Annotated in this window: 13 protein-coding genes; 10 read left to right on the plus strand and 3 right to left on the minus strand. The window is 59.2% G+C overall.

The genetic code is table 11. From position 1 onward, the window contains the following. Positions 1-1,019 precede the first annotated feature (1,019 nt). The 5 genes from llg_RS14245 (at position 1,020) to llg_RS14265 (ending at position 8,771) form a co-directional block, all read left to right on the plus strand. Positions 1,020-1,466 (plus strand): Hsp20/alpha crystallin family protein, encoded by a 447-nt coding sequence (locus tag llg_RS14245; RefSeq protein WP_338285346.1) that lies wholly within the window; start codon positions 1,020-1,022, stop codon positions 1,464-1,466. Positions 1,467-1,607: 141 nt separating this feature from the next. Further along, complete coding sequence (locus llg_RS14250) at positions 1,608-1,949, plus strand: hypothetical protein (protein ID WP_338285347.1); 342 nt, start codon at positions 1,608-1,610, stop codon at positions 1,947-1,949. Positions 1,950-2,023: 74 nt separating this feature from the next. Then, a complete protein-coding gene (locus llg_RS14255; RefSeq protein WP_338285348.1) occupies positions 2,024-2,467 on the plus strand; it encodes a hypothetical protein in 444 nt (147 codons plus the stop codon). 696 nt (positions 2,468-3,163) lie between these two features. After that, positions 3,164-4,510, plus strand: coding sequence for a hypothetical protein (locus tag llg_RS14260; RefSeq protein ID WP_338285349.1), 1,347 nt, complete (start codon positions 3,164-3,166; stop codon positions 4,508-4,510). Positions 4,511-4,946: 436 nt separating this feature from the next. Beyond that, positions 4,947-8,771 carry an SIR2 family protein gene (locus llg_RS14265; protein WP_338285350.1) on the plus strand — a complete coding sequence of 1,275 codons (3,825 nt, stop codon included), beginning with the start codon at positions 4,947-4,949 and terminating at the stop codon, positions 8,769-8,771. Between the two features lie 107 nt (positions 8,772-8,878). Here llg_RS14265 and llg_RS14270 read toward each other — a convergent pair whose 3' ends face one another. From llg_RS14270 to llg_RS14280, 3 genes are all read right to left on the minus strand, one after another. Further along, positions 8,879-9,097 (minus strand): hypothetical protein, encoded by a 219-nt coding sequence (locus llg_RS14270; protein WP_338285351.1) that lies wholly within the window; start codon positions 9,095-9,097, stop codon positions 8,879-8,881. 550 nt (positions 9,098-9,647) lie between these two features. Next, entirely contained in the window at positions 9,648-10,277 is a 630-nt protein-coding gene (locus llg_RS14275; protein ID WP_338285352.1) for a response regulator transcription factor, read from the minus strand. A gap of 337 nt (positions 10,278-10,614) precedes the next feature. Next, complete coding sequence (locus llg_RS14280) at positions 10,615-13,530, minus strand: two-component regulator propeller domain-containing protein (protein ID WP_338285353.1); 2,916 nt, start codon at positions 13,528-13,530, stop codon at positions 10,615-10,617. Between the two features lie 81 nt (positions 13,531-13,611). On the opposite strand from llg_RS14280, the gene llg_RS14285 reads away from it, so the two are divergent. The 5 genes from llg_RS14285 (at position 13,612) to llg_RS14305 (ending at position 23,533) form a co-directional block, all read left to right on the plus strand. Then, complete coding sequence (locus tag llg_RS14285; protein ID WP_338285354.1) at positions 13,612-17,085, plus strand: hypothetical protein; 3,474 nt, start codon at positions 13,612-13,614, stop codon at positions 17,083-17,085. A 79-nt stretch (positions 17,086-17,164) separates the two neighbouring features. Continuing rightward, complete coding sequence (locus llg_RS14290; protein ID WP_338285355.1) at positions 17,165-19,228, plus strand: alginate lyase family protein; 2,064 nt, start codon at positions 17,165-17,167, stop codon at positions 19,226-19,228. A gap of 6 nt (positions 19,229-19,234) precedes the next feature. After that, a complete protein-coding gene (locus llg_RS14295) occupies positions 19,235-20,899 on the plus strand; it encodes a hypothetical protein (RefSeq protein WP_338285356.1) in 1,665 nt (554 codons plus the stop codon). After that, a complete protein-coding gene (locus llg_RS14300; protein WP_338285357.1) occupies positions 20,896-21,519 on the plus strand; it encodes a ThuA domain-containing protein in 624 nt (207 codons plus the stop codon). The genes llg_RS14295 and llg_RS14300 overlap by 4 nt, the downstream gene beginning before the upstream one ends. A 121-nt stretch (positions 21,520-21,640) precedes the next feature. Then, positions 21,641-23,533, plus strand: a complete 1,893-nt coding sequence (locus llg_RS14305; RefSeq protein WP_338285358.1) for a hypothetical protein — start codon at positions 21,641-21,643, stop codon at positions 23,531-23,533. The last annotated feature ends 83 nt before the right edge of the window (positions 23,534-23,616 follow it).

Genomic DNA, 23,616 nt, shown 5'->3' on the forward strand with positions numbered 1-23,616 from the left:
TTTGGCAGATAGATCGGGTAAAGCGCATCGTTAGAGGGGATTCCTGCACTGCGCGACGTTGGCCAACCCTTGATCTACCAACGAAAGTGGCTTGGAACGCTCGCTGCTCATAGTTCCTTGCGCTTGCTCATGATCCCGTTGCGCCGAGCTATGGTTGCCAAAAGGCGCAGCGGGATACCCCGGACAATCTCCCAATGAGCCTACGCTGGAATAGGCTCACTGAGCACAGGAAAGCGGCGGGCATCAATGGGTGCCCGCCGCCATTTACTCAACGGTCTAGGGCAATGCGGCGGCGGCAACTACACAGAGGCTCGAATCGGCCAAAATCGGTAGCCTGATCTCGGACCATGCTTTGATAGCCATCCTGATAGCTGATCGGGCTTGGGGAAGCCTGTTTAGGCGCACCTCCCGTTGAGCCAGAGATTTGAAAAACATTGCGGCAGCGCGGCGATCTTTGGGGCCGCCACTTTGCAGAATCGTGGCAAAGACCAAACCAACGGCCCACCCGTCCAGTTCGGCGCAACAACGCAACCGGAGGCGAAGAACGCGAGGCTGCCCCTGTTGGTCGGCAGGGATCAGCTCCAAAGTGTTCCATGCCTCTTGCCACATCCCATGATCGGCGTAGCAGGTTGCGATTCCCAGTGTCATCCAGAATGACAGATGGACATATATCAGGGGACAAGTGACAAGCTTCGAATCCCCATCGGGCGAATTGTTCACCGAAGCAAAAAGGGATTCGAGGAGAGCGGTTGCGGAAGCTTGGTGCTTGGAAAGAATGACGCGCGAAATGGACTGCAAGTGGGAAAAATTGACGCGGCCTCCGTTCTGCAGAATTGAGCCAGCAATTGAAAATCAATGCCTTAAGCGCGAACGGATTCGGGAATGAAAAATGCTTGGGCACGAATGGAACCGCTGGCTCAAGGAAGCTTTGGCGGAACGCCCCCAAGCGACATCCAGATACGGCGGATGGATGGTTCGCTGGGCCAACAAAACCATCCGCCGTTCTGAAAGGAAAACCTATGAAACATGCATTGAGTGCTTGGAGCCCACTGCGCGAATTGGAGGACTTCCAGAACCGCATCCTTCGCGCATTCCATCCCGTCAGCCGTGACGTTTCCCAAGAATCCGGCCACTCGGGATGGACGCCACTGGTCGATATCAGTGAAGATGACGACTCCTACCGGCTTGCGGTGGACTTACCCCAGATCCAGAGGGAAGACGTGAAAGTAACCGTTGAAAACGGTGTGCTCACCATCTCCGGAGAACGCAAGTTCTCAAAGGAGGACGGAAACGCGAAATACCACCGCATCGAGCGAGGCTATGGCAGTTTCGTCCGGAGCTTTGGCCTTCCGCCTGATGCGGCCTCATCCGGAATCGAAGCGAAGTTCGCCGATGGCGTGCTTCAGATTCGGGTCCAGAAGAATGAGAACTCGAAGCCGAAGCAGATCGAGGTGAAAGTGGATTGAAGAAGTGTTCCCCGGCTCCCGGCGGTTTTTCGCCGCTGGGGCCCTTTCTTCGTCGAAGGCTCCGGCAATGGTCAGGGCCTAGCGACCGAAAAAAGGAGAGAGCCACTGGAAACCCAATTTGGAAAGGAAGGTAAATAAATTATGTCAAACGATCCTGCTGAAATCCGCAAGAAAGCCATTGAAACGACAATGGCACAGTTTGATTTTTCAAAGGTGGCGCTGGCAGCAACCGCGGCAGGCTGGAATGTTCGAACGCGACCTCTCCAAGCGGGAGGTGTTCCCGTTCCGGAAGAAATGCGCCGTATCGCCCGCGAACTCCTCGAAAAGGCGTGGGACGATGAAGACGCGCAAAATTGCGAATACTGTCACGGGGGGCTGAGAGCGAACCGGACCGGCGGCTGTCTTACCCTCCAATTTGTTATCGAAGAGTCGTATTTCGTCGAGGCTTTGGACGTTCCGTCCGCTGGCGTTGACTCTGATTAGGCGGTCAGGCTGGCACGGGAATTCGCGTTCAGGAGGGGGTTCATGCACCGGATTCCCGTGCCGAAGCCACTGCATTGCGGTGGATCGCCCCTTTTGAGATAGTTTCTATCAGCCGGGCAAATCAGTTTCGATCTGCGAGAGTTCCAATTGTTCGGGATGGCAAAAAATATCATTTCATTTCCTACAATTTCGATGACCCCAGCATTAGAAGGCTTTTGAAACGGGCTATTGCGCTCACTCCGGTCAAGGAAGTTCAGGCCAAGGAGAGCTTTAAGGAAGTATTGGACGGCGGCATGTGGGACACTTGGAGAGTGAATCGTAGCGAAACCGAACCGCCGCCCGAACTGCTGCCATGGTCCGTCCCTCCGTTCCTATTCAAGCACGAGATCAAGCGGGCGGCCATCTGGGTTTTCCTTGGGTTCGCCATCCGCAGCGCGTGGAAGACATGGCGCAAAAGGAAACATAAAGAAGAATTGCCGCGCTTCCGGCTCTATCCGCCAAGCCAGACAAGGGGCTGACGTGTTCATGGGCGCGGGATTCCAAATGGTCCATTTGTCCCGCCCGGCCCGTTTAGCTTTGAAATACAAAACAAAAGTATTTGGCGGGCGGAAGATCGGAAAATGCCGACCACTCTATACTAGTGAGTTACAGAAAATGGGCGGCGGGGAGCGCTTTTACCTGTTGGCGGGGTCGGCTATAGAGGAAATGCGTGAGCCGACAGGGAGCGGAATAGTAAATAATACTTATTTTTTGTTATTCTAGGAAAGCGGGGCGAAAACGTGGATTCCGAATTGTATTTTAATACAAAACAAAAGTATTCGCGGCCGACTTTGAAGGACACGGCGGCGGGTTTGAGTTTAACGCAGGTTCGGGCAATTTAAAATCGCGGGAGACGAGTTTGAGAATAATTCAAATTCCCGCAAATCGCTGAAATTAAGCGCCCGAAGCCTCGTTTTTAATATCTCCCGCCGCATCTAGCATGTTAAAATAGCGTATCGGATAGTTCGATTTTCGAAAAATAACCTTGACAATCTCAGAAATATCTCTATTCTTGTCCCCGTTGGTAGGTTTCCTAGGCCGCATTGGCTCATAAAAAGGAAACTGGAGGGCTGTAACTAAGGGGAGAACTAAGAGAATGGCTAGGTGGAACTGTGCCGTTTTCTCAAATGGATGTCTTCCCAAGGTTTTTTTAAGGAAAGAAGAATATATAAAGGATGAAGAAGGAAGAAAAGAAGGAGAAAAAGAAAAAAGGGAATAGAAATGACACTCATACTCTTGGGGTGCCAAAAACCACAAAAAGACAATACTTCAAGGCTATAGGGACAGAGGAGCGTAAGTTTTTTATTCCGGAAAATAGGATTGGGGGAATTCAGAATATCCCCTTTAGAGGAAAACCACTTATCGAAAGTAAGCCCGGCTACCGTGCCGCCGTGTTCCTATTGGGAGCCTGTTATTTGAAATATTACGACAGAAGCAGGGTCAACAGGGACGCGCCAATTGCGAGCCAATACACCCGCCCCTTTGCCAAGGATGGCAAAATCTGGAAGGAAGTGCGTGAACTTCTGGTGGGCATGGGTGCGGTCACTTGCGATTACAGCTACACTATTGGGTCGAAGTGCTACTACCACACGTTGACGGCGGCTTGGGCGGGCGAAACTTGGAAGCTCCAAGGAGTCTTTGAAGACTGGCCGATCATCGCGGGAAGTCTGTCTTCTCTTCCATACTTGAGCATCGACACCGAAGAAGCCCTTGGGCTTTTGGACCGCTCCTACGCCATGCGTTCGGTCAAGGCCAAGAAGGTGTTCCGAAGGACCAAGAGAAAGGGCAACTATTGGGACACAAGCACGTGGGGAGAAGACGAACGCCAGATTTTCGAGCACTACATCCAGACGTTCGACAACCGCTTCAGCGTGTCCAAAACGGGCAGGCTCTACACCATGGCCAATGCGTTGCCAAAGGAGCTGCGCCACGCGCTCAGAATCCACGGGGAGCGCACTGAGGAGCTAGACGTGAAATGCTGCCAGCCTCTTTTGCTCGTCACGCTCTACCCCCGCCAGACTCTCGAAAAGGCCAAGTTCCAATCCTTGGTAGAGCACGGAGACGTTTACGCCGCTGCGAGGGATACCATTTGCGGCACGATGGATCGCAACGAATTCAAGAACAACCATTTCATTCCTTGGCTCTTTGGGTCCAAGGAAGGGTTTAATCCGTATGCCCCGGCGATTGAAGCATGGTTTGCCATCCAGTTCCCGGAGCTGATGGCCGAGATTCGCCGCATTGGCAAAGTGAAGAACGCGAAGGACGAGACGGCTCGTAACCCGAAGGCTCTTCCTCGTCACCTCCAGCGATTGGAAAGCAAATTGATCTGGAAGACCGTTGAAGCGGCAGGCATCCCGGCGGTCTCCATCCATGACGGCGTGCGTGTGCGTGTAGGCGACCTTGAAAAGGCGCGCGCTGTGTTGATGGCTTCCTTTTGGGATTCCTACCAGCTCACCCCGCAGATTGAGGTTTCCGACGTTCTCAAGAACCTCAGGACGTTTGAGGAAGAGAAGGCGGCATGATGCTGCCATGATGGTTGAGACGGCGAAAGCTGCTCTTCCATCCCATTCAATGAGTCGCGACATTCAGTTCCTCGACAGAATACCACTGAGGGTGCGGCTGTGCTGATGGACTCCTTTGGGACCTCCTACGAGTTGACGCCCACGATTTTGGAAGCGGACGTTCTCAAGAATTTGAAAGCATTTGAGAAGCGAAAGGCGGCGTGATTCCTGCCACGGTGGTTGAGGCTGCGAAAGCTGCACTTTCATTCCATCACTAGGCAGCAGGGCCGGAAAAGTTTAGGCTCACGCCTCATCTCGTTATAGAATGACAAGGTTGCGTGAGCATGCCGGAATGTGTTAGGAATGCTTAGCAATCATTCGGCGAAGCGCCCCTACCCCTCCCGGGTTGAACGCATATAACGCCTTTTCCAAATTAAATAATTCCCAAAATCATATCATGAACACCTTCCCCGACCTACCACATTTATTTCAGCTTCAAGCAGATTTGTGGAAATGGCCCAAATCCCGAGCCGCAATTATGGTAGGTGCAGGCCTCAGCCTCAACGCCAATAAAATTCCTTGTGCCAGTCAAAAATTTCTCACTTGGCGTGAATTGACTCGTTGCATGTATGACGAACTTCATCCGATAACACTAACGAATGACGAACTAGGAAAAATAAAAAGAGAGAATCATTTTCTTTCATGCGACTCATTGCGGTTAGCCAGCGAATATGAAGCAGAGTTCGGGAGGGGAAAATTAGATAATTTAATAAGAAGTAGTCTACCTGACTCCGAGTATCAGCCCAGCGAGCTACATGAGCTTTTGTTAGCGCTTCCTTGGGCCGACGTATTCACAACCAATTATGATACTCTTCTAGAGAGAACGGACATCCTCGGGAAATCATACCAAACAGTCACAAAAGCCGAAGATTTAACAAGGGCATACCAACCTAGAATTGTTAAATTGCACGGATCGTTTCCTAATCAAACACCATTCATTATTACTGAAGAGGATTTTCGAACATATCCTCATAAATTTTCCCCTTTCGTGAACACCGTCCAACAATCGTTGACCGAAAATTCTTTTGTTCTTATAGGGTTTTCGGGGGATGATCCTAATTTCAAATCGTGGACGGGTTGGATACGAGACAATCTCAATAATCACCATGCCCCAATATATTTAATTGGGCTATTAAATATAAGCAATGCAGAGAGAGCCTTATTGAGCGCCCGTGGAGTTACGCCAATTGATTTGGCTCAAATTATCACGGGGAAAATTAAAGGCAATCCACATGAAGTTGCATTGCAGTGGTTCCTTAATTTTTTGCATTCGGCGCGCCCTCCCAGACTGGAGGACTGGCCCAATATTAGCAAAAAAAGAATCAAAGACCTAGCTGGGACATCTAGAATACCTGCAATTCAAATAAGCAGCCCCCCTAAAAATGATTCATATCCAACCGGGGATTTCACTGACGACATGGCTGCACAGACAATATACAGATGGAGGTATGAGCGCACAAATTATCCCGGTTGGATTATCTTGCGATCAACTAAGAGGGAAAATATTTGGGATGAGACATCCCGAATGGAAAATGCAATATGGAGGCTGGCTCAAAATTGGGTATATTCTGATAAAATTAGGTTCTTGTATGAGTTAAATTGGCGATACGAGATTTCTTTAATGCCTTTGTTTTCTGATACAGCAGACAACATATTAACCATTTTGGAGCAAAATCGGGAATCACAAAGCAGCGATGAACTTAAGCTGCCTCTCACAAAAAAAATGGGGTCTATTAACGACCAAGAACTTGATGAGGTTTGGATGTCCTTAGCTCTCGGCGTGCTCCGAGAGGCTAGAGAAACTTTTAGAGAAGATCGCTGGAATCTAATATCGGCGAAAATTGATCAACGATTTGGGGAGGCATTAAATTCCCATGATCGATATCAATATGAAAAAGCGCTATGGAGCCTCAGGAAGCTCTCAAGAAAAATGACTAACGCCGTTTTGAATAGTTGGAATCCCTCTCCTCGGAACCCACTTGCTAAAATGTGGAAATCGTCCATCCTATCTGAAATAGGGCAATTGGTTGACGCTAGAAACTTATTGCTGGGTGCGCTCAACGAAATAAGACGTTCCTTTACGATCCAAGGCCGTAATACCGAATTATTCTCGTTGGAGGGATGGTGCAGCTTTTCTTTGGCTAATATAGAAGCCAATGGAGCTTCTGATTACGATTCGAAGCGCATAAGTGAATTCCACGAGCGTTGGGATGAACTAAAGGCGTGGGATTGCGACCCGAGAGTATTGGGTCAGTATTTTTTACATGAATTGGCAAAACCGATGCCAGAAATGGCACCTGCTGTATCTAAAGTTACTCGCTCCTTCGATCCGGGTATTACCACCTATCAAAGAAGCTGGAGATCGGATATATTAGTGGATTTTATGCCTGCCTTTGGGTGCTTGCGATTATTTGAAAACGCAGGCCTTTCGATGCGGAATGCTTACGCGGGATGGAAAGATGCTGTTATAAAAGCTTGTAAGTGGACCGCCCCTTTTAACAGCTTTGGTTCAACCGTCATAATAGCATGTTTAATTGACGCTAAAAAATTAGATGAAGAGGGTTTTCTCACCCGGATAGAAGTCGCGAACATGACCGATGATGATATCGGGAAATTTTACGATTGGGCGTTTAATGCATTGCGGGATGAATTATCAGACCTCCAAAAAACGGACACCCAGAAACGTAATAGTTTGGCGGTTGTTCAGGCACTGGTAGAGATATTGTCCCGCATTTCATTCGGTCTTTCTGAAGATAAATTAAACAATGTCTTTCGTCTAGCCATTGACTATTTTTCAAACCCTCAAATAAGAGCGGATTCGTCAGCACTGAAAGTAAATCACACTTTATTCAAGAGAGTTTTCTATGCCGCGGATAACAGCTTGCTCGAAAATTGGTTGATGGAGGTGATGAAATTGCCTCTGAACCCGATTATCGATGTTTATCAACGAAATCGACTCGATCCTATTGATGTCTTCCCCGATGGAAGGTGTAAGTCGTCTAGCGAAATTCCAACGGAATCTTTCAAGAAAATATTTGAAGATTTACTTAAAGTGGCAGCAAGTAGAAATAGGCCTCAAAGCGATGATGCATTTAAACGCCTTTTTTCGCTCTCGGCAGTAGGAAAAACTACCAGCGATCAAAACGAGGTCTTGGGCCGGGAAATATGGCGAGAAGTGGATGATGACGGATTGCCAACTATCCAAGTTTATGGTAGATCTAATTTTCTTTTTTACCCGGCTCCTTTTAATGTTGATGTGGCCGACATTGTTCGGAAAAATATTTTAAATCAAATATCCAAAATTAATGGAGCTTTTGATACGGGCGAAGTTAGGGATATGCTGCAAAGCATTGCAGATAGCCCATGTGTTTTTGCGTCGACCGACAGTAGAGTTAGACCTATAGATTGGACTGAAAAAGATTCCGAGATTTTATTCGAATTCATCGAGAATTGGTGGAAACAGGCAAAAGCACCTCTGGAAGGATATTCAGGAGACTGTCCAATGCCTGATGATTCATTTAACCCTCTCACGGAAGCGATTGGTGCTTTGTCTATTGTTTTGGCCAGAGTAATCGTGCCGAAAATGACATGGGCTGAAGAAGCAGATTGGGATAAGGTTTATTCCCTTTCAAGCGACGTGGAAGCGACGGGGAAATACATTTATATTTGCCTGCCATTCATTTTGATGCATAGACCGCAGGACTGCGAACGAGTTCGATTGATTATAGAAGAGAATTTGAATTCTGTTTCTGAAAAACGAGTAAAGGCAGGAGCTAGGGCGGTGGGGTGGTGGGCGTGGGGGAGAAATATCGCTACCTTGCCACCCATTCCCTCGACTTTGATCCAATCGCTTGTAGATAGGGTTTGCCATCGAGAATCATTGGGACTCTCAGCGGTTGTGAATATATTAGCCGACATTTTAAACAGCCGCGCGCAAGAGATTAATAGTGAAATCGTTAGTGCTTTGGCGCGCGCTCTGATTTCGTGGCAACGTGGGTTATTTGAGAAGCTGGAGAATGGTGATTTCAAATTCAATTCGGATGCCGATCTTAGTCAATGCTGCGCGTTAGGGGAGCTTGCTTCTTCCATCAGAAAGTGGTTATCTCACCAAGGCTTGAACACCGCTGATTATCCGGGAATTCTTCTTTGGCAAGAGACCTGCGAGAAAAATAAACTCCCAGAACTTAAGCGATGCTTCGCGGATTTTAATTCAAATGACTGAATATTCTGGTTATATTTCTTGGCCATCCTTCGGGTTATCGGAATTTGGCAGGTCCAAAAATCTCAACCGATGGTGCGGGAGAATGTCCCAGCTCATGCGCCAAAGCCCTAGCTAGAGCGGCGTTTCTCCGATTCCTCCGCCGCATCGTAATCAAGCGCCCATGCAAGGCTATACGCATGCTTTTCGATCTTGTGCACTCGATCCATGAACGCTGCCTTACCCCTGTAGGAGGGAATTTTTTCCAAAGCGGGAATCAGATTCTTCACCAACTGCTCCAATTTCTTTGCGGCGGCCGCCCGCTGGGCTGCCCGAGATTTTGCTGCCATTCCCTAGCAAGAACACCCGGCCCTGCCGCCGTCCATTCGATTCGCGATGGCGGACGAGTCTAAATACTCCGCTGCGGAGGCTGGCGCTTTCGGGGCTGGGGTCCCCCAAGCGGTTTGGGGAAATGACAAGTTCAAACTTTTGAGAAATGGCGGCGGGGGTATTTTCCTGCCGATCCACCCGCCCGGCTGTCATTTATTTGTCATTAGCTTTGCAATGGTTTGTTGCCACTGGTAATGACGGTGTGACGCGCAAGTAACTCAATTAGAGAATCTTGGGTGTTCACGAAACCCTAGGGGAATCGACCTCCTATCGTCCCTCCGGGACTTGGGTCTCCATCGGGCCGTTTCCGGTGGCTTGCGCCACCGGCTGGGTTACGTCGCCCCTGACGGGGCTTGGAAGAGCTGAAGAAGATCGGAGCCGATCCAGGGCCGTGAGAGCGGAGGCTGCGTCGTCCCTCCGGGACTTGGGTCTCCATCGGGCCGTTTCCGGTGGCTTGCGCCACCGGCTAGGTTACGTCGCCCCTGGCGGGGCTTGGGAAGGGAGAAGTAATTACCCCTGAAGATACTTCACCACCGCTTCCGTCCGCGATTGGACGTGGAGCTTGCCATACACGGCGTGGAGGTGCGCGCGGACGGTGCTGACGCTGATGCCGAGCTGGTCGGCGATTTCCTTGTAGAGCAGGCCTTTCGCCAGCCGTGCCAGGATTTCCTGCTCGCGGGGGGTGAGCGATTGCATCTCGGGGGTGGCGCGGCGCTCGGGGTGGAAATAGGTCACCACCTTGCGCGCGATGTGCGCGGACATCGGCGAACCGCCGTCGATCGCCACCTCACGGATCGCGGGCAGCAGCTCGGTGGCGGCGCTGCGTTTCAGGAGGTAGCCGCTCGCGCCGGAGCGCAGGGAGTCGAAGATCGAGTCGGTGTCGTCGTAGGTGGTCAGCATGATCACCTGCATTCCCGGATGGGCGGCCTTGAGGGTGGCCACGCAGGTGATGCCGGAGGCACCGGGCAGGTTGATATCGGTGAGCAGGATGTCCGGCACCTGCTTCGGCAGCTCGGCGATCGCGGCCTCGGCGGAGGCCCACGAGGCGATGCAGGTCATGTCCGGCGCGCGGTTGATCAGGGCGACCAGGCTCTCCCGGGTGACCGCATCATCCTCCACCACCGCGACTCGGATATTCATGGCCCGAGTTTGAAGTAAGAGCGCGGGATGAACAGGTTTTTCGAGCGCTCCGTGGAAACCGGGCAAAGGAGTTGAGGCTTTAGCCGAGGAGGGTCTTCAGGGGGGCGGAGGCCTGAAGAGTTTGCTGGTTTTGCCACACCGCGGCCATGCCAGTCAGGAGCTTCGCTCAGATGAGAGGGTCGCTTTCGCTCCCACCGCATTCAGTGTTCAGTTTTCAGGAAAGAGGAAGAGAGTGTTTCGAGAACGAAGGGCTTTTCCGTTTTGCGCCCTTCTTGCGGATGAAATCTCTCCAGACTCCGCCCCCCTGAAGACCCTCCTCGGCTAAAGCCTCAACTCCTCACGGCCACGGGAGTTCGAAAGCCACCGCGGTGCCTTTCCCGGGTTCGCTCGTGATCGCGCAGGTCCCTTGCAAGCCGGCGGCGCGGTTCCGCATGTTGCCGAGGCCATCGCCGGTGAGCTTCGCGGCTTCGAAGCCCTGGCCGTTGTCGGTGATGCGGATTCCCAGTTTCGCGGGAGCGGGATCGATCTCCAGCACCACCTCGGTCGCCCCGGCATGTTTGGCGGCGTTGTTCACCGCCTCGCGGATCATCAGGAAGACCTGGTGGCGGAAGTCTGCGGGCAGCGGCCGCGGTTCGATATGGTCGGGCCATTCCAAGCGGCAGCGGATGCCCGCGGCCTGGAGCAGTTCGCCAACCTGCTCGGCGGTGTAATCGAGGAAGCTCGCGAGGTTGTCGTGGCGTGGATTCACCGCCCACACGATCCGGTCGAAGGAGGTGATCGCGTCGCGCGCGGCTTCGGAAAGTTTCGCGAGGTGTGGCGACGGTTGCTCGCTGGTGGCGGAGAGTTCGGATAGCAGCGAGATGCGGGTCAGGCTCGCGCCGACCTCGTCATGCATGTCGCGGGCGATGCGCGTGCGTTCGCGCTCCAGCGCCGCCTGGCGTTTCACAAGCGCCGTTTCACGCCGCGCCTGGCGCAGCGAGAACCATCGTGCGATCCACGCCGTGACGCCCAGGCACAGCAGTCCGAGCGCGATTTTGAACGTCAGCGTCTGCCAGAAGAACGGCAGCACCGTGATCTCCATTTTCACCGGCTTGGCGCTCGGCACGCCGTCGTTGTTCGCGCCGGTCACCTCCAGCGCGTAGTGTCCGGGCGCGAGATGGTTGTAGGACGCCACGCGTTCCTCGCTGCTGTCCACCCAATCGCGGTCGAGGCCGATGAGGCGGTGTGAAACGCGGGCGTTCTCCGGTGCGGTGAAGGAATACACGCCGAGCGCCACCCGCAGGCTGTCGACGCCGGGGCCGATCTCGATCTTGTTGGCTGGCGTCACCGTCGCGCCGTTCACCGTGAGGTCCGTGATCGCCACCGGTGGTGGCACGGTGTTGGTGCCGGTGGCGGCGGGATTGGCGATGGCGATGCCCTTGCGCGTGGCGATCCAGATCCGGCCGTCCGGCGCGATGAAATCGTTCGGTTGGTAGCCGCTGTTGGCCTGCACGCTGGAGAGGGCTTCGCTCGATCCGAACACCTTGCACGGCACGGTGGCTTCCTTGCCCTCCGCCACGGCGGTGAGCTGCTTGAAATCGCACGAGAAGATCCCGCGGTCGCTGCCCGCCCAGATGATTCCTGCATCGTCCAGCACGAGTTGGGAGACCACGTCGTCCCGAAGTCCCTGCGCGCTGGTCACGCTGCTGGAGCGGCCATCGGCCAGACGCAGCAGCCCGTTGTTCACCCGCGAGATCCACAGCGCGCCATCCGGCGTGGCCAGCAGCGTGCGGATGCCGCGGGTGTTGCCGTCGATGGCTTGTTCGCGGAAGCCATCGGCGGTCGATCGATACAGCGGCCCGCTGAGGATCGCCGCCCAGATGGTGCCGCCGTTGTCCTCCGCGAGGGATCCGATCTCGCCGTCCGATCCGATCGCGTGATTGGTGACCGTGCCGTCCTTGAGGTGGAGCAGCGTGTGTCCGCGGGCGATCCACAGCGAACCATCGCGTGCGGCCAGCAGGGCACGGATGCGGATGCCGGTCCCGGCTTCGGGCAACGGGATGTTCTGGAAGGTGTCGTCGCGGAGTCGGAACAGCGATCCGTTCTCCGTGGCCACCCACACCGAGTCGGCGGTGGCGAGCACCGTGGTCGCGATTTCGCCGGGCCAGTCCTTGCCCGCGTCGAGGGCCTTCCAGGTTCCCTTCTCCCGCTTGTAGAGGCGACCGCCTGTCTGCATCACCACCCAGATGGTGCCGTCGGGTGCGCAGCTCATGGAGCGCGGGGTTTGCCCGGCGGGCAGGCCGGCTTCCGAGAGCATGGAAACGGCGCGCAGGCGGACGCGGTTGATGCCGCCGCCGCCGGTGGCCGCCCATAGATTGCCCTCGCGGTCTTCTTGAAGAGACCAGATGTCCGCGTTCGAGGTGGCGACGCGGGTGGTTTCGCGGCCGATGTTGACGAACAGTCCGTCGCCGAACGTTCCGATCCACACGCGGCCCGCGCTGTCCTCCAGCATGCACGACACGCGGTCGCCCGGGCCGGTCGGCAGCTCCGCGACGCGTTGCAGTTCCTCGCCCTCGCGGGAACGGAAAAGCGTCCCATCCATCACCAGCCACAGGCCGCCCTCGCTCGCGCCGCACGCGCTCACCTTGGAGCCCGCCAGGCTTTGGCGCAGCGTGAAGGCGCCATCCTGGAAGCGTGCCAGCGCGTGGTCGCCCACCGCCCAGATCGTGCCGGTGCCATCCTCCGCGATGCAGTCGGCGAAGCTCGGGGCGAGCCCGCCTTCCGTTTTCGGCACCGCCAGCACGCCGTCGTGGACGCGGTAGCACTGGCCGTTTCCAAATCCGAGCCAGATGTCGCCATCGCGGCTTTGGAAAAACGCGGTCAGGTGGCTGTAGCGGTCGCGGTCCACCAGCGGGAAGGTCGCCGCATCCCGGCCCTCGCGGCGGTTCACGAGGCCGCGCGCCGTGACCACCCACAGCGACCCATCGCGCGCGGGGAGCACGCCGCCGACCCCTTCGCCGCGCGTTTCGGGGGCACCTGTCAAAACGTTCGAGAGGCGTTTTCCGTCGAGGCGCGCCAGCCCGCGGTGGGTCGCCGCGAGGATCGAGCCATCGGCATCCTGCGCGATGTCGTTGACGTCGTTGCTCGGCAGGCCGTCATCGGTCTGCCAGGAATGGGCGATCCACGCCCGCGGGGCCTCCGCGCACCACGCGCCCGGCACCGTCCCGGCGAGGGAAACGAGGCTCAGGAAAAGCGCGGTCGGACGGCGGGGCATGGGGCGTTGTGCAAGGTGGCCAAAGGGTTTAGAACGTTCATCCGATACCGCGGACGGCCTTTGCCAGAGATAGTCCGCACGATGAAGTTGCTTGTCAATGCGGCCCGGGTGGCATGCGGGTCCGCCTGGTTGTTCCTGGTCACGACAGCCGCCGCGCAGGTGGTGCCGACGGCGCCGGTGGTCGCCGTGGGAGCCCCGGATATGCACGATTGGAAGGGCCTCGGCGAGGAGGGAATGGCGGTGCCGGGGGAAATCTCGTTCCACTATCCCGAGGGAACGAAGGGGTGGTATCAGGAGGGCTTCCGGGTCAGCCACGATGGCACCGCGGACTGGCGCGCGTATCAGGGACTCCAGATCGACGTCGAGTTCGCGGACGAGCGGCCGGTCGAACTGACCGCCCGCATCAACATCCCGCCCCAATTGCAGCGGGCCGATTATGTGGAGACCACCGCCGCCACCGTGACGGTGGGCGGGAAGGGGAGTCGCACGCTTTCGCTGCCATGGAGCGCGTTCGATTTCCAGCAGGCCCAGCCCGCGTTCCTCAAGTTCGCGCGTGAGCTTGTCATTTCCGCGAAGCCCGCGTCCGGCGGTGCGGCGGGCAAGCTGCGGATCAAGGCGGTGCGCCTCGTGAAAGCCGCCGCCGTTTCGCTGGAGGCTGAGGTCCGCGGCCGCTCCGCCGAGGGCGGCGGGAAGGTTTACTATCCGGTCACGGTGGGCAACACCACGGGAGCCGAGCAGAACGTCACGCTGCGCATCGCCGGTCATGGCTGGCAGAGCATGAAGGCCACCGTGGAGCCCGCGTTGCTGCGGATCGCCGCGGGCCAGACCGGGCAATGCGTGGTCGCGGTCGAGGTGCCCGCTGGTGTCCCGGCCGGTGGCCGTGAGGAGCAGGTGCTCCAGGCGGTGGCGGATGGCGATGGCTCCCGCGCCCCGACGCTGGCCTTCACCACCACCCGCCGGATGGCACCGCCCTACATCCTCCACACGCCGGAGCGTTGGGACGAGGTCCGGGAGATGGTGAAGAACCGCGATTGGGCGAAGCGCGAGCAGCAGACGTATGTCGAGACCAGCAGCCGCTGGCAGGTGCCGGAAGTGGCGAAACCGCCGCGGAACACCACGCCGGACAGCTTCGGGGCCTACCTCTTCGTCACCCCGGAGGAGAACAACATGATGGCGGCGGCCTATTCGTGGCAGCTCACGCGGGAAAAGGCCCATGCCGAAAAGGTCGCGCTGTTCCTGCGCCGTCTGTCCGATCCGGTGACCGGCTATCCGGCCACGCTGCGCGGTTGCAACCAGTCGCTGGTGCAGGAGGGGCATTTTTTCCAGCACCTCGCCATGGCCTATGACATGATCGGCGACAGCGGCGTGCTCACCGCCGCCGACCACGCCGCGATCGAGACGACTTTCCGCGCCTACATCACCACCGACCTGCTCGATCTCAATGGCGGCGCGATCAGCAATTGGACGGTGTCCCAGCACACCGGCGCGCTCTACGCCGCGCTCGCCTTGCAGGACCTCGCGCTGGTTGACCGCCTGCTCAATGGTCCGGCCGGACTGATCGACCACATGCGCCATGGCATCATGGACGATGGCTGGTGGTATGAATGCTCGATCAGCTACAATGTCTGGGTCGCCACCGAGTTCTCGCAGTTGGCCGTGGCGATGCGGCCGTGGGGCGTGAACCTGGTCGAGGGCTGGGTGCCGTCCGGTTACACGCGGAACTACGGCATACGCCCGTGGGAATCAAAGGATGGCCTGTATGGCATGAGTTTCGAGAAGCAGGGACCGGTGCGGCACAATTATGTCGACCTGAAGCGCTTCTGGGACGCCCTGCCGGTGTTCGCGGACTACCGCGGGATCATGTTCGGGATCAACGACACCACCGAGCGCGCGCTCGGCGGCGCGGGCTATGAATTGGCCTACCGCCTGTTCCGGGATCCGGCCTACGCCGCCATCATCAAGCGCGACGGCAAGCGCGACCTGATCTACGGCGTGCCCGACCTGCCGGAGGAAACGCCCGACCTTTCCGGCCAATCCGCGCACGCGGACAATGTCGGCGTCGCGATGCTGCGTTCGACCCAGCAGGATCCCGCCGAGCGCATCCAGGCGGTGCTGCATTACGGCACTCATGGTGGCTTCCACGGCCACTTCGACCGCGGCGGGCTGCTCTCGCTGATGCGTTACGGGAAGAGTTTCTACAACCCGGAGATGATCTGGTATGGCTACCAGTGCTTTCTCTACAAGTTCTACGTCCAGACCTCGATGTCGAAGAACATGGTGGTGGTGGACCAGAAGATGCAGGAACCGGTGGAATCCGACCTGCTGCTGTTCCACACCGGATCTCTGATGCAGGCTACCGCGGTCGAGAGCAACGCCCGCTGGTCGGACCCGCCCTTCGGCGGCATGCGCTACCCGGAGCTGATCGGTCTCCCGCTGGCGGACAAGCTGTGGATGGAAGGGCGTTCCATTCCCATCCCCGCGGACGCGAAGCCATATGGTGAGATCGGTGACTACAGCGACCGGGTCCGCCAGCGCCGCGCGATGGTGGTGATGGACGATTACGTGGTGCTCGCCGATTCGATGCGGGCGGAGAAGGAACACGTTTACGACAGCCTGCTTCAGATCAAGGGCTACGAGGGATTTTCCGGCGAGGTGAAGCCGCTGCGCCACGACGCCCAGATGACCACCGATGGCAAGAGCGCCGCGCAGTTCATCACCGATTGCGATTGGTTCACCGCCCGCGGCGACGTCACGGCCCGTTTCAATTCCGATGGCCTGAAGCTCGATGTCCGCCCGCTGTGGCCCGCCGACAAGCAGATCATGATCGGCGCGGCTCCGGAGAACCAGCCGGTGAACAAACAGCTCCACTACGCCGTGCGCGGCGGTGGCAAGGTGCTCGCCGAGGGTAAGTTCGGCGCGTGGATTCTCGGCCAGGCGGAGATCGACGTGCCGGTGGCTGATCTCGACGCGCTGGAGTTGGAAACACGCGTCAACACCATCGAGGGCAAGTCGGTCTTCTGGGGGGACGCCCGCATCGTGAAGGACGACGGCAGCGAGGTGCCGCTCTCGAAACTCCCGTTGAAGAACCGCGGTGTCGAGGTTCCTACACAGCCGGGGCGGGACTATCTGGGCGGCCCGGTGAAGATCGCCGGTCTCGCTGCCGCGACGTCGGTGGGCGGCCAACCGTCGGCGAAGGACACGCCCGGCATCGTCGAGGTGGATCTGCGCGGCAGCGGGGCGAAGCGGTTCAAGGCCCGCCTCGGCAGCGATTTTCCGCTCGGCGATGAAAGCGCGTTGCGGAAGACCTGGTCCGTCCGCCAGCAGGGGAAGGACGCGCGCTTCCTCACCCTGATCGAGCCGCGCCAGTCCGATCCGAAGGTGAAGCGCGCCACCGCCGACGGCCCGGACCATCTCCGCGTCGAGCTCGCCGATGGCCGGGTGCACGACATCACCTTCAAGCAGGTTGCCGGCACCGGCTCCTCCGTGGAGGTGAAGGTGGTGGAAACCAAGGACGGCAAGGTCTTGCGCGAGGAAACCTCCGTGCACCGGCCCTAAATGAGCTACCATCCCAGTTGATACGCATCACCCGGACCGACCTTCCCACGCCACCGATTTCCCAAACAGATCCCTCATCGTGATCCTTTCCATCTTCCACCGATCCATCCTGGGCACGTTCGCGCTGGTCGCCAGCGTCCTGCCTGTGCATGCCGATGCTCCGCGCCCGGTGCCCGCGCTCGAAACGCCACCGCCTTACCAGAAGGGTGCCTTTGTCCATCCCGGCGGCCTACACACCCGTGCCGACCTCGACCGCATGAAGGCCAAGGTGGCTGCGCGCGAAACCCCGTGGATCGAGGGCTGGGAACGCTTGCTCAAGGACCCGCTGGCTCAGCTTGAGTTTCGCGCCCACGCCCGGCCGAACCTCGGCGACAGCCGTCAGAACGCGTCCACCGACGCCCATGCCGCCTACCTCAATTTCCTGCGCGGCTACATTTCCGGCGACGACCGTTACATCGACCACGCCATCCAGATCTGCAACGATTGGTCGCGGGCCGTGAACAAGGAGCCGAGCGGCGGCGACATCCCCGGCCTCTCGGCCATTCCGATCGCGGAGTTCGCCATCACGGGCGAGGCCCTGCGTGTTTCCCAGCGCTGGAAGGCGGAGGACATCGAGCGCTTCCAGCGGATGCTCACCGGTTATTTCTATCCCAACTGCCACCATTTCCTCACCACCCACAACGGCGCTCCGATCTCGAACCACTGGGCGAACTGGGACATCGCCAACATCGGCGCTTTGCTCGCCATCGGCGTGATGTGCGATCGCACCGACATTTACGACGAGGGCGTGGCCTACTACCTCCGCGGCGAGGGCATGGGCTCGATCATGCACGCCGTTTACAAGATCCATTCCCCTGGCCTCGGCCAGTGGCAGGAGAGCGGCCGCGACCAGCCGCATGCCCAGCTCGGCGTCGGCATGCTGGCGCAGGCTTGCCAGATCGCCTGGAACCAGGGGCTCGATCTCTACGGCGTGGCGGACAACCGCCTGCTCGCCGGGGCGGAGTACGTCGCCCGCACCAACCTCAACCACCCGGTTCCGTATGCCTTCTACACCAATAGCCAGCCCGCGAACAATTTCTGGCTTTCGTCGAATGGCATCAACCGCATCGACGAGCGACCGCTGTGGGAGCTGCTCTACAACCACTACACGGTGGTCCGCGGCCTGCCCGCGCCGAACACCGCCGCCATGGCCCGCCTGACCCGCCCCGAGGGTGGCAGCAAGGACCACTTCGGCTACGGCACGCTGACCTTCACGCTCGATGCGAAGGCCTCGCCCTATCCGCCGCTGCCGGTGCCCGCCGCACCCACCGGCCTCGCCGCCGTGTCCGGCCTCGGCCGAGTCGACCTCCGCTGGGCTGCGCCGCCGGACGATACCGCGCAGGGCTACGAGATCCGCCGTGGCACGGCCGCGGATGGAACCTTCGAAAGCGTCTTCCGCACCTCCACCAACACCTCCACGACCTGGGTCGACACCAAGGTGACCGCTGGCACCCGCTACTTCTACGAGGTGGCGGCGATCAACCAGGTTGGAGCCAGCGGCTTTTCGAAACGGATCGATTCCACTCCGGTGGCGGCGGGCAGCCTTCCTGCCGGATGGACATTCACGGACATAGGTGGCGCGTCGCCCGCCGGTTCCGCGGCCTGCGCCCAGGCCGATACCGACACCGTGCAGGTCACGGGTCCCGGCTCGGGCATCGGCGGACGCGGTGAGTCGTGCGGTTTCGCCAGCCGCCAGGTGGAGGGCGACTTCATCCTCAGCGCCCGGCTTTGCAATCTCAGCGGCAAGTCTCGCCGTGTCGGCCTGATGGTGCGCGAAAGCGCCGATCCGGATGCGAAGGCTGCCTTCATCACCCTCGGCGACAATGGCAACCGCCAGACCCGTTTCGGCTTCCGCGCCGCGAAGGGCGACAAGGCCGGGCAAAAGAGCGGCAACGACTACACCTGGGTCCCGGTCTGGTTCCGCCTCCAGCGCGTGGGCGACAAGGTCACCGCCTCGCACTCCGGCGATGGCATGACCTGGTTCGAGGTCGGCAGCGAATCGGTGCCGATGTCCGCCAGCGTCCAGCTCGGTTTCGCCGCGTGCTCGGCGGACGCGAAGCAGCCGGTCACCGCCCTTTTCGATCACGTCACCTTCTCCCGCTGACATCCCATGCCCTTCAAACTCCGTCTCCTTTCCTCCCTCGCGGCCCTCGCGCTCGCTGCGCCGTCATTCGCCGCCCCGGTCCCGAAGCCCGACTGGCAATGGTCGGTCGAGGCCCCTGGCGTCACGTCGAATGAAACCCAGGCCGCGCCCCGCGCCTTCCTGTGGATCCCGCCCGGTTGCCAGCGCGTCCGCGGCGTGGTGATCGGCCAGCACAACATGGAGGAAGAAATGATCTTCGAGCACCCGGTGTTCCGCCGCGCCCTCGCCGATCTCAATTTCGCCGTCGTGTGGATCACCCCGGGCATCGACCTGTTCTATCGCTTCGATCAAGGCCATGCTGAATCCTTCGATGCCACGCTCAAGCAGCTCGGCGAAGAGTCCGGCTACAAGGAGCTGCCGCTCGTGCCGGTGGTGCCGCTCGGCCATTCCGCCGCGGCCAGCTATCCGTGGAACTGGGCGGCGTGGGCCCCTCAGCGCGTGCTCGCCGCCATTTCCGTGAGCGGCCAGTGGCCCTACTACAAGGACACGAACACGCCGGAGTGGGGCGACCGCAAGATCGACGGTGTGCCCGGGCTGGTCACCATGGGCGAATACGAGAGCGCGTGGAGCCGTGCGGGCGTCGGCCTGAAACAACGCGAGGAACACCCGCAACTCCCGCTCGCCATGCTCGCCGAACCCGGCGGCGGCCACTTCGATGCCTCGGATGCGAAGATCTCCTTCATCGCGCTCTACTTGAAAAAAGCCGCGCAATACCGGCTCCCCGAATCGTGGCCGATTCAGCAGGCCCCGGTGTTGAAACCCATCGACCCGACCACCACCGGCTGGCTGGTCGACCGGGGTCGCGCCGATGGCAAGCCGACCGCGCCCGCGGCTCCCGTCGGCCAATACACCGGCAAGACCGGCGATGCGTTCTGGTTCTTCGATGAGGAGCTCGCCAAGGCCGCTGACACCTTCCAAAGCTACCACGCGGGCAAGAAGGTCGAACTTCTCGGCTACGTCCAGAAGGATGGCATCGTGCCGGAGAACCCGAAGCTTCACGGCCAGGTGGCGTTGAAATTCGAGCCGGAAGGCGATGGCCTCACCTTCCGCTTGCGCCCGTCGTTCGTGGACACCGTGCCGGAAGGTCGCCCGGAAGGCTGGAGCGGGCTGCCGAAAGGCTCGCCGATTCCGCACGGCAGCGATCCGCAGAACATCACCATCAACCGCATCTGCGGCCCGGTCGAGCGCACCGGCCCCGATACCTTCGCCATCCGGTTCTATCGCATGGGCATGACCAACACCAAGCGCTCGAACGACATCTGGTTCTTCGCCAGCCATCCCGGCGACGCCACCTACCGGCGCTCGGTCCTACAATCGAACCTCCGCTTCCCGCTGACCAACACCAACGGTGCCGATCAAACGATCACCTTCGAGTGCCCGTCGGAACTGTCCGCCCGCCCCGGCACCACCTTGCCGCTGAAGGCCGCCAGCAGCGCGAACCAGCCGGTGCACTTCTACGTCCGGGAGGGTCCCGCCTACCTCGATGGCGACACCCTCTGCGTCACGCCCATCCCGCCGCGCGCGAAACTGCCCGTGAAGATCACCGTCGTTGCATGGCAGTGGGGGCGCTCCATCGACCCGAAGGTGAAAACCGCCACGCCCATCGAACGCACCATCCTCCTCCGGAAATGAAACGCCTCGCCCTCATCGATGACGTCTGGCACCCCGGCGAGATCCCGCGCGCCGGGCTTTCGAAACTCGCCGACTTCGATTGGTTCGAGGACGGCAAGGACTGGACGCCGGAACTCCTCGGGGACTACCCCGTGGTAGTCCTCGTGAAGGCGAACCAGATCGGGCCGGAGGACAAGACCCCGTGGGCCGATGAAGCCGCGGGCGATGCCTTCACCGACCACGTCCGGCGGGGCGGGGGACTCCTTGTGGTCCACTCCGGCACCTCCGGCTATGACGACGTGAAATCGCTGCGCGCCCTCATCGGCGGCGTTTTCGCCCACCACCCGCCGCAGTGCCCGGTCACCGTCGAGCCGCGCCTCGGCCACCCGATCTGCGAGGGCGTCCCGCCGTTCACCGGCGTCGATGAGCACTATTTCATGCACTTCGATGCCACCGATGCGGATGTTTTCCTCCAATCCCGCTCGGAGGCCGGTGTTCAGCCCGCCGGGTGGACCCGCCGCGAGGGCGCGGGGCGCGTCTGCGTCATCACCCCCGGCCACACCGCCGCGGTCTGGCAACACCCCTCGTTCCTGCAATTGCTCGCCAATGCCCTCGCCTGGATCACGCCAAAAACCCCGTAGTTACCAAGTTTAGCACGCTCGCGCTCGTTGCAGCGCGCTTCCCATGGAAGATGGAATCCTATCTTCCGATTTCTCCCTTTCCCGCTTTGCCATGGATGTTGAACCCCGCCCCGAAAACCCGATGACCCGCCTCTCCTTGTTCCAGAAATCGAAAGCCCTGCCCGCGCTCCTCGCGCTGCTGGCCATGGCTCCGCGGGCCTTCGCGGCGGATGCTCCCGTCTCCTCGGGCGGGATCTCGACCTACGATTACTTCATCATCGCGGTCTATCTCGTGTTCATCGTCATCACCGGCCTGGTGTTCCGCCGCATGAGCAAGAACACCTCGGACTACTTCCGCGCGGGCGGCTCGATGCCGTGGTGGATCACCGGCACCTCGAGCTGGATCGCCAGCTTCAGCGCGTGGACCTTCACCGGGGCCGCGGGCATGATCTACGAGACCGGCACGCTGGTGCTCGTTCTATATTATAGCGCCGCCATCGCCCTCGCGCTGGTGCTGTGGAAAACCTGCGTGCTGTTCCGCCGCATGCGCGTGGTCACCTGGATGGAGGCCGTGCGGCTGCGCTTCGGAAAGGGCTCCGAGCAGTTCTACACCTGGGTGAAGGTCCCGCTGCTGCTCTTCCTCAGTGGCATCAGCCTGAATGCGATCGGCGTCTTCATGTCCTCCGTCTTCCACGTCGACATGAACCTCACCCTCGTGGTGCTCGGCGTGATCGTCACCATCGTCGCCTTCGCCGGTGGCGCGTGGGCCATCCTTGCCAGTGACTTCGTCCAGATGTTCCTGGTGGTCACCATTACCGTCACCGCCGCCGCCCTCACGCTGAACCTCCCGGAAATCGGCGGACTTTCGAACCTCCTTCAGAAGGTCGAGGTCCCGATCTCGCCGTCCAACTGGGGTTCCATCGCCCAGCCCTTCACCATCATCATGTGGGTGATCGCCATCTCGTGGATGCAGTTCAGCACCATGAACAACATGGAGAACTCCGTGATGTATCTGATGACCAAGAGCGACCGCGATGCGCGCCGGATGGTGCTCATCCCGCTGATCGGATCGATCCTCGGTCCGCTCATCTGGGTGATCCCGCCGCTCGCCGCCACCCTCCTGCACCCGAACCTCGCCGCCGAGTTCCCGGCGCTGAAGCACCCGAACGAAGCGTCCTTCGTGGCGATGTGCATGCACGTGATGCCCAAGGGTCTGCTCGGCCTGCTGATCTGTGCCATGCTCGGTGCCACCCTCACCAGCATGGACGCCGGTCTGAACAAGGGCGTCGGCGTCTTCATCCGCAGCTTTTACCTGCCAGTCCTCAATCCGCAGTGCCCGGAGAAGAAGCTGCTCGTGCTCAGCAAGGTCTGCACGCTGGTCTTCGGTGTCCTGATCATCGGCTTCGCCCTGCTCGTGAATGCCTTCCGCAGCGGCGACCTCTTCACCTTCGTCAACCAAGTGGCGGGCAGCCTCACCATTCCGCTGGCCTTGCCGCTGGCGCTCGGCCTGTTCTTCCGCCGCACCCCGGCCTGGTCCGCGTGGAGCACCGGCCTCGTCGGCTTCATCGTTTCGCTGGTGGTGAACTTCGGTCTAAGCCAGCACCTCGACAAGTTCTTCGGCCCGCTCACCCCGCGCGAGCACGGTCATGTCCTGCTCGGCGTCACCACCGCCAGTACCGCCATCCTCGGTACCATCTGGTTCTTCTTCACCGCCCTCTTCTACGAGCGCCAGCCGCAGGAGGACAAGGACCGCGCCGAGGAGTTCTTCCAGCGTCTCCGCACTCCGGTGGATGTCCACGGCGCGAAGGAAGTCCACGAGCACCTCTACCGCCTGCTCGGCCTGCTGTGCCTCGTCTACGGCCTTTTCATTGTCGGCCTGTTCTTCATCCCGAATTCCTTCAGCGGCCGCCTGTCCTTCGTCTTCTGTGGCGGCGTGATCTTCCTCGTCGGCCTGATCCTCTGGCTCATCAGCCGCCGCAAGGTGGTGGAACTCCGCGAGGAAGCCGCCATCGAGCAGCAGCCCGGTCATTCGTGATGCTGGCACCGCGTTTACTTCCGGACTCGATCTCCCCAGCCCCGCCAGGGGCGACGTATCCCAGCCGGTGGCGCAAGCCACCG

It is taken from the genome of Luteolibacter sp. LG18 (genome assembly GCF_036322585.1).
In the GTDB taxonomy this organism is placed as follows: Bacteria; Verrucomicrobiota; Verrucomicrobiia; order Verrucomicrobiales; family Akkermansiaceae; genus Luteolibacter.